The sequence below is a fragment of the Streptomyces sp. ISL-12 genome (assembly GCF_018614415.1).
Classification (GTDB): domain Bacteria; phylum Actinomycetota; class Actinomycetes; order Streptomycetales; family Streptomycetaceae; genus Streptomyces.
Window position 1 is genome coordinate 23,265 of the sequence record NZ_JAGGOO010000114.1, and the last position, 6,000, is coordinate 29,264.

Below are 6,000 nucleotides of genomic sequence, written 5' to 3' on the forward strand. Positions count from 1 at the left end.
ATCCGGCAGCCGAGCCAGTGAGGGTCGGCCCGGCTTCACCGCTCGCCTGCGGCTGGTTGCCAGGGGCCGAGCTGGGCTGTCGCGGCTTTGAGCTCTTTCTCGGTGATGTTCTCGCTGCCGCTGTGGATCGCGATGACGGCGGCGGTGGAGATGACGTAGGAGAGGGCTTTGAAGTAGCCGCCGGTGAGCTGGTGCAGTTGGGCGGCGTGCTTGCTGAGGGCGTTTTCCTCGAGCCGGTACAGGCTCAAGTCGGCCTCGAAGCTAGCCAGTACGCGCCGGAACATTTCCTGTTCCTCGGCCTTGGGGCCCAGGGGCAGGGGGTGCAGCCAGGTCACGGGCAGCAGCGCGGTGGGGGAGGGCGAGACGGGATCCGCAGGGCGGCCCGCCTGTTCGAGCCGTACCCGGTTCTCCGCGCTGACCCGGGTCAGGTCCTGGGCCAGGATGCGGGCCTGGTGCAGGAGGTGGCTGGCGCCGGTGCCGCAGAAGATGAGCGAGATGCCCAGCTTGTCGCGCAGGTAGTCGAAGTAGGGCAGCACGTTGGCCAGTTGCTGTGGCGAGGACCGGTCGATGTCGTCGACGAGCAGCAGACGGGTCTGCGCCGTCTCCAGGACGTAGTTGACCGACAGGGTCACATCCTGGTGCCTGCGCATCTCCAGGACTTCCGTGAGGCTCTTCGGCTCGGGGTTGAGACCCAGGTAGGAGCCGATCTCCCAGATCCAGTTCACCCTCGGCTCCGGGTCTGCGGGGGTGGTGATGTGCACCACCGGGATCGTGTTGGGCTGTCGGCCGTTCGTGGCGACTTCGATCTCCTGCTGGGCGGTGCGTCCGATCGCTCGCAGCAGGCAGGTCTTGCCGGTGCCCGCGGGCCCGTCGATGACATGGTCCATCAGGCCCTCACGGCTCCCGCTGTTGCGGTGGACCGCCTCGACGACCGTCTTCTGCATGTGCGTCATCGCGTCGGTGGGCACCATCCGCAGGTGCCGGTGGTAGGCGATGGCCTGTTCGTCCGTCTTCCTGCCCTCGGTGGGACTGTTGCCTGCCGCCAGGGCGGGCGGGTTCACCTCCTCGTCGACGAAGTGGGTCCAGCCGGTGAGCTGGAACAGCGGCAGAGGCCGCATCGGGGTGTCCCTCAGCTGCTGGCGCAGGCGGGCTTCACGCTTATCACGCAGTTCGACGGATGCCTTCATCACGCTTCTCCCTCATCGCGGTTCCTGCCTCGACACCGGCAGACCGGCCCCGGGCCGGAGGACGCGTCCGGCCCCCGCGGGGGCCGGACTGCGGCTGCGTCGTTCACGGCCCCTGCCCCAGGTCGCCTACACATCCCATACGTCGTTCTCGGCCTCGTCATCGTCCGGATCGGGGTCGTCGAGGAGCTCTGCGTCGACGACCTCGTCTACAGATGCCGGTGCTTCGGCCGTGAGGGCCTGCGGCCTGCTGCCGTCGCCGTCGTCGGGGAAGAGCGCTGCGAGCGGATGCGGAGCCCGCCCGCTGTCCGAAGTCCGCCCCACGTCGTCGCTGCCCACGGGCAGCGCCGGCGGGGCGGGTGCAGAGGGGGGTGCCATGGGGGAGATGGGCAGCGCCGGGTAGGGCCGCAGGGTCGACAGGTCGAATTCCTCCAGATCCGCGTATGGGTCCTGGGACGGTTGTTCGGTCTCCAACTCCAGACCCTGGAAGGGCGGTTCGGCCCCGGTGCGCTTCGGTGGCGGTCTGCGACTGCGCCGTCGCCGGTCGCGCTGCGCCAGGGACAGGGCGATCGCCTCCTCGTCCTGCTTGCTGCCGCCGGCCGCCTGGTGCTGCTCGGCGTGTTCCTGCCACATGTCCGCGGTCCACGGGTCGTGCAGCAGGTGCCGGAGCCGGAAATCGCAGGTCACCCAGGTGTCGGCCGTGTGGTCGTACAACCACACCCGCTCGGGACGGTAGGGGTTGAAGCGGCATTCCCTCTGCTTCTCCCGGCCGGGCAGCTTCGAGCCGCCGCGTAGGAGGATCTCCCGGTAGTGCCCGGCGTCCTGCGCGGTGGGCTGATAGGTCCGATAGTCGATCATGAAGCCGCCCTTGCCGGGGATGACCCACTGCCGCAGCAGGAAGAAGCGGTTCTGGGCGGGGGAGAGCGGCACCGCCCGGTAGCCGCTGCGGGCCACCTGGACCGCGTACATCTCGTTGGGCGACAGCGCGACGCCTGGCCGGAACGGGTCGCGCAGCCCCGCGTCGGGGGTCTGCTGGTACTCCAGTGCCACCCACTCCTGGGCCATCTGCTGGAGCTCGGCGATCGTGTACAGCGGCATCCGGTCGATGCCGCGGCCGCGTTTCTTGTGGCTGCGGCCCTGCCAGCCGTGCGTGACGTGCTGACTGAAGCGGTGCGCGAGGGTGACGAAGAAGTGCTCGGGCAGCGGCTTGTCGGTCGGGGTCTTCTTGCGCGCCGGGCGGCGGGCGATGCGAAGCCGGTCGCAGACCTCGGTGAAGTGCTCGCTCACATAGGGGCTGCCCTGGTCGTAGATGATCAGCTCGGGGCGGATGACAGGGCGGGCGGCGGTGGCCTCGGTGAACCGCTCGTCCGCCGCCCGCAGCGCTCCGAACGGCAGACTGGAGGCGGCGGCCCCACTGAGCGGGTCCCAGCCGGGCATCACTGGCCAGGGCGCGAAGGCCTGAGCCAGCATCAGGGTCAGGTCGATTGCCCGGGTCGCCTGGCCCAGCTGCCCGTTCTCGGCGTCCCGGGGGCGGCTGGGCGTGATCATCAGCGCGCACACGTTGTGGTTGGCCACATCGATGAGCGTGGACAGCTCCGTTGCGGTGGGCCGGCCGTCGTCGCCGCGGGCCAGGATCCGCAGCGGCGTGGTGTCGGTCTGGGTCACCTGTCCCGGCCGCAGCACGACCTCGCGCCCGCCATGGGGCAGCGGCGGGGTGGAGGCCAGGGCGGCCCGGGCCCGTGTCGGCTGGCCCAGCGCATCGGCCAGGCCGGACTCCTTCATCCGCAGGTAGAAGGTGGAGCGGGAGGGCAGCAGGGCCGCCACGGCCGCCGAGCCGAGTTCCTCGGCGTACCGCGAGTGCAGCAGGTCCTCGACTTCCTCGCGGATCACGTCGATGGTCACGTCCGACGCATGTGCACGCCGGGTCACCACCTCCTGCATGGCGGCCAGGCACCGCGGATCAGTGAAGCCCCCCGGCCGCCCCTCCCGGGGCTGAGGCAGCAGGACGACCGGGTTCTCCCCGGCCGCTTTCCACTTGCGCCGCTTGTCGGCGAGGGTGTGGGCGGAGCAGCGGATGCCGTCGGCGGCCAGCCGCGCCGACATCGCGGCGCACCGCTGGGCCAGCGTCGTGTCCGGCCCGAATCCCCGCGCATGCTCGCTTCGGCCCGGCGCCAGACCGGTGTCGATCTCCACCATGCGTGCCTGCCACAGCGCGGCCTCCTCCTCCCGCCCCTCCGGCCGGCCCCACCCGCCGAGAGCCGCCCCACCCGCGGCCGGTGCCGCACCGCCACTGAGGACAGCGAAGTCCTCCGCGCCCACCAGCCACCGGAACGACACCGCCCGGGGCGCCTCGGCGCCGTCCCGAGGCACCAGCGTGACCAGCGGTCCCTGCCACTCCGCCACCTCCCATTCGCGCCTGTGCCAGCGCACCAGCGCCCCGATGGACAGCGACCCCGCAGACCGGCCCTCGTCTGCTCCCGCCATGTGCCCCCTCCTGGTCGTTCAGGCTGTCCAGGCCACGGCGTCGGGCAGTAGCGGATACGCGGCATCGAACAGCAGCCGCCGCTGCCAAAGCATCCGGTAGGCGAGGTCCAGCCCGGTCAGCTCGTCCAGCCCGCTGGCCGCCACCCCCGCCCGCAGACCGGTCGGCGCCCTGAATGCCTCCAGCAGCGCCCGCCCCAGGCCCTCCTCGTCGCCCACGGCAAACCGGTAACCGGCCAGCCAGCCCAGGTTCCGCGCGCGCAGCCCCGATGGTTCACGCACCTGCCGCACCCGCCACCCGGCCGCCTGCGCCACCTCCTGAAGCACCTCGAGTCTCACCGCGGGCAGGCTCTCCTGTCGGGGCGGCTTCAGCACCAGCACCTCACGCTCGCCCTCGGCCGTGCACGCCACGAAGTCGGGGCGCCAGCGGCGAAGGCGTCCTCCGGCCCGCCACCGCAGTTCCACCGGGCCGGCGCTGAACGCCGCCCAGGCCGGCTCGAAGTCCAGCTCTATCGCCAGCCGCCACTGCCGCAGGCTGCCGCACACCACGGTCTGCTCCCGGGTCGCCACCGGCCAGTAGGTGATGATGCCCTTGCGGCCCCGGTAGGGCACCGGTTCGCTCACCGGCCCGAGCTCCTCCAGTGCCACGCCCCGAAGCCCGGCCGCGCTGCACAGGCGCACCGGCCCGTACGGCTCGCGGTACAGAGCCACGACACCCTGCCCCGCCTTCGGCACGGCCTCGCCTTCCAGCAGTCCGCCGGGGCTCTCCGCCGCGTTCACGCCGCACACCCCTTGCCGTGCCGACGCAGAGTCCCGCATACCTGGCCGGTCGGCAGCCCCTTTGGGTCCAGCCCCTGACCGTGCACCGGCCGACCCACGAAACCGCCCGCCGTCGGCTGCCCCCGCACCGGCAGCGGTTGGCGGGGGCCGGACAGCCAAGTCCCCGTCACCTGTTCACCCGCCCCTGCCTCTTTCGGAGATGGCTGCTTCCGCAGCCCGGCATGCCCATGCTGCTCCGCGCCGCGCCGCGAGAACTTTCCCGCCTGCCGGATACACCTGAAAGGGTGAACAAGTCGGCGACGACGAAGGGACGCTGGACGGTGGCCGGCCAGCCTCCCGCGTGGCGGCTCGGCTGCTGAACTCGCCTGCCAGAAGCCGACTTCGGCCCGCTGGATGGCTTCTGCCCGATCAGGAGTGCCCGGGCAGCTCCCACCGCACCTCGTCACCGTCGTGATGGAGGCGCCAGCCGGTCACGACACGGGCGCGGACCAACTGGTCGAGGAGGTCCTCCAACTGCTGAGGCGGCTGCCCGCACTGGCGGGCGAGAGCATCGAGCTCACCCCCGCCCGCCCCAGCGGTGCTGTGGGCGGCCAGTGCCAGTGCGGCCAGCCGCAGAGCGGAGGGCAGGGCGGGCGAGAGGACCAGCGGGGCGGGGCACAGCGCCCATTGGGCGGCGCGGACGCGCGCGGTGCGTCCGGGATCCTGGTGGAGGACGGCGGCATCGAGCAACTGCGCCTGGATGGGAGAGCATCTGCGTCTGAAGCGGTGCAGCCAGCCGGCATGTTCCAGCTCCAGCCACAGCTCTGCGCGGCCGTGCAGCCGCATGCCGCGCAGGAAGCCGTGGGGCAGGCGGATCTGCCCCTGGCGGTCAGCGCGCAGTGCGCACTGCAGGGCGAGCAGCCGGGCCGCGGGGGAGGAGAAACGCGGCAGTGCTGTGGCGAGGTAGGTGAGCATTTCGCATACGCGTTGCTGCTCTGCCGGGCCGAATGGCGGTGCGATGCCCGCAGAGCGCGACGTACTGGAGTGCGTCTGGGCGCGGTCGGCGCGGAGCAGGGTGGGCGGCACGACGGCGGTGCGGCTCATCGCCGCCGCGCAGGCGGCGCAGGCATCGGCCAGTCGCCAGGTACGGCCGCCGCGGTCGCAGGTCAGGGCGAGCAGAACGGGCCCCGCACAGCCGCGGTGGCGGGGGTGCCAGCGGCAGCCCAGCGCCCGGCACTGGCAGGTGCGCAGATGCCCGGGCAACGCGTCGGCGCGGGCATGGCGGGCCAGATGAGTGAGGGCGGCCGAGCGGGCGGAGACGGCCTGCAGGACGGGGCTGTGCGTGCAGCGGGGGCAGGCCAGGGCCGGTCCGCCCGTCTGCGGGCGCAGGCGCACTGTCCAGATGCGCTGCACCGTGGCGTGTGTGCTGGCAAGCCGCATCGGCTCGTTGTCCCTCCGCTCTGGTCTGCGCCGGCGTCGCGCGGTGGTCTCCCGGTGCGCACGCGGGAGCCGCCCGCACCGTAGTGCAGATTCCTGCACTCGCGCAGAAGTGGGGTAACGCTCGGAGGGGGGTTTG

At 72.0% G+C, this 6,000-nt stretch carries 4 protein-coding genes; all 4 read right to left on the reverse strand.

Annotation, left to right across the window (positions count from 1 at the left end; translation table 11 throughout):
• Positions 1-35: 35 nt before the first annotated feature.
• The 4 genes from J7I94_RS28770 to J7I94_RS28785 all read right to left on the reverse strand — a co-directional run bounded on the left by J7I94_RS28770 (position 36) and on the right by J7I94_RS28785 (position 5,864).
• Entirely contained in the window at positions 36-1,187 is a 1,152-nt protein-coding gene (locus tag J7I94_RS28770; RefSeq protein ID WP_215171619.1) for an ATP-binding protein, read from the reverse strand.
• A gap of 126 nt (positions 1,188-1,313) precedes the next feature.
• Positions 1,314-3,668: a DDE-type integrase/transposase/recombinase gene (locus J7I94_RS28775; protein ID WP_215171621.1), complete on the reverse strand. Its 2,355-nt coding sequence runs from the start codon at positions 3,666-3,668 to the stop codon at positions 1,314-1,316.
• An 18-nt stretch (positions 3,669-3,686) separates the two neighbouring features.
• Positions 3,687-4,445 carry a TnsA-like heteromeric transposase endonuclease subunit gene (locus J7I94_RS28780; RefSeq protein WP_308114735.1) on the reverse strand — a complete coding sequence of 253 codons (759 nt, stop codon included), beginning with the start codon at positions 4,443-4,445 and terminating at the stop codon, positions 3,687-3,689.
• Positions 4,446-4,853: 408 nt separating this feature from the next.
• The gene (locus tag J7I94_RS28785; protein ID WP_215171623.1) at positions 4,854-5,864 is read right to left on the reverse strand and encodes a hypothetical protein; all 1,011 of its coding nucleotides are present in this window, start codon (positions 5,862-5,864) and stop codon (positions 4,854-4,856) included.
• Positions 5,865-6,000: the final 136 nt, after the last annotated feature.